Origin of the sequence: Methylobacterium sp. WL103 (assembly GCF_008039885.1) — a bacterium.
Lineage (GTDB): Bacteria > Pseudomonadota > Alphaproteobacteria > Rhizobiales > Beijerinckiaceae > Methylobacterium > Methylobacterium cerastii.
This window is the reverse complement of sequence record NZ_VRUX01000787.1, coordinates 1-1,605: the sequence shown is the minus strand read 5'-3', so window position 1 is coordinate 1,605 and position 1,605 is coordinate 1. Positions and strand designations below refer to the sequence as shown.

Below are 1,605 nucleotides of genomic sequence, written 5' to 3'. Positions count from 1 at the left end.
GCGCCGGGCCTGCGCCGCCGCGCCGTTCTCGTCCACGGCCGCCGGCTCGTCGAGGAGGCTCGCCGCCTCCGGCAGGTTCGGGGTGACGAGGTCGGCGAGCGGCATCAGGCGGTTGCGGAGCAACATGACCGCGTCGTCCGAGATCAGCCGGTCGCCGCTGGTGGCGACCATCACCGGATCGAGCACCACGGGGATGCGCTTGGGAATCGCGTAGCGCTCGAGCGCCGCCGCGACGGCCTCGATGACCGCCGGCTGCGACAGCATCCCGATCTTCACGGCAGTCACGGCGAGGTCGGTGAAGACGCTCTCGATCTGCGCGGCGACGAAGCCGGCCGGCACGTCGTGGATGCCCTGGACGCCGAGCGTGTTCTGCGCGGTCAGCGCGGTGATCGCGCTGGCGCCGTAGACGCCGAGCGCCGAGAAGGTCTTGAGGTCGGCCTGGATCCCGGCGCCGCCGCCCGAATCCGATCCTGCGATGGTCAGCGCGATCGGCGTCATCGGATGGCTCCCCGCTCGGCGAGCGCCGCGTCGACCCGCGCCCGCAGGTCGCGCGCCCTCCCCTCCACCGCCTCGGCCCCGAACAGGGCCGAGATCACCGCGATCCCGTCGGCGCCGGCGGCGATCACCGCGGCGGCGTTGCTCGCATCGATGCCGGCGATCGCGCCGACCGGCACCGCGCCGCCGCGGGCGAGCCTGGCGCGGAACGCGATCCGCGCGAACCCGTCGAGGCCGACGGGCGGGTCCGGGTTGTCCTTGCTCGCGGTGGCGAAGACGCCGCCGATGCAGGCGTAGTCCACCGGCAGGCGGTAGAGCTCGTCGGCCTGCGCGCCTGTCTTCAGGGTCAGGCCGACGATCGCCCCATCGCCGAGCAGCCGGCACGCGTCGGCCGGGTGCAGGTCCGACTGGCCGAGATGCACGCCCTCGCAACAAGCGGCCAGCGCGAGGTCGACCCGGTCGTTGACCAGCAGCGGCGCGCGGCCGGCGAGCGCGGCGTGGATCGCGCGGATGCGGGCGAGTGCGGCGCGCGCGTCGGCGATGTCCTTCTCGCGATACTGGAACAGGGTGCAGCCGCCGGAGACTGCAGCCGCCGCCATCTCGGCGAGCCGCCGACCGTCCGCGCCGCAGACGCCGACGTCGAGCAGGCCGTAAAGCCGCAGGTCGACCTTGGGACCCGCCGCGCGGCCGGTGGTCGCGTTCCCGAGGCTGCCGCCCGCCTGCATCGCCCACCTCCCCGAAAGCTTCGTGGAGCGACAGGGATGCCGGCTCGCGTGAAGACCTCGAGGCATGTCTGGCCATCGCGCCGACGCTTAGCAAGCGCTTTCGAGAGCCCACGGGATCGCGCCGTCCCCGCCCGATCGTGCCCGCCGCGTTGACGGCGGACGCGGGTTTGCGGCTAAAGCAACGGCGGGCCGCGGCGCGGCCGCATCACGGGCATTCGGCCGGCTTCGGACGGCGTTGCGATGGGCAGGGCGACGGGACAGACGATGTCGGCGGACTCGCGCGCGGGCGGCACGGTGCCCAGCCCCTCCTCCGTCGGGCTCGCCGCCGCGATCATCGCCGCCACCGAGGGCGAGCCGCGGGCGCTGACCGTCCACGTACCCGACC

Annotated in this window: 2 protein-coding genes; both read right to left on the bottom strand. The window is 74.3% G+C overall.

Going from position 1 to position 1,605, the window contains the following annotated elements; genetic code table 11:
* Positions 1–498 (bottom strand): bifunctional hydroxymethylpyrimidine kinase/phosphomethylpyrimidine kinase (gene thiD, locus FV222_RS25435; RefSeq protein WP_147815947.1); only part of this gene is annotated, 498 nt, incomplete at its 3' end.
* Positions 495–1,220 carry a thiamine phosphate synthase gene (locus tag FV222_RS25430; RefSeq protein ID WP_147815946.1) on the bottom strand — a complete coding sequence of 242 codons (726 nt, stop codon included), beginning with the start codon at positions 1,218–1,220 and terminating at the stop codon, positions 495–497. The genes thiD and FV222_RS25430, both read right to left, overlap by 4 nt.
* Positions 1,221–1,605: the final 385 nt, after the last annotated feature.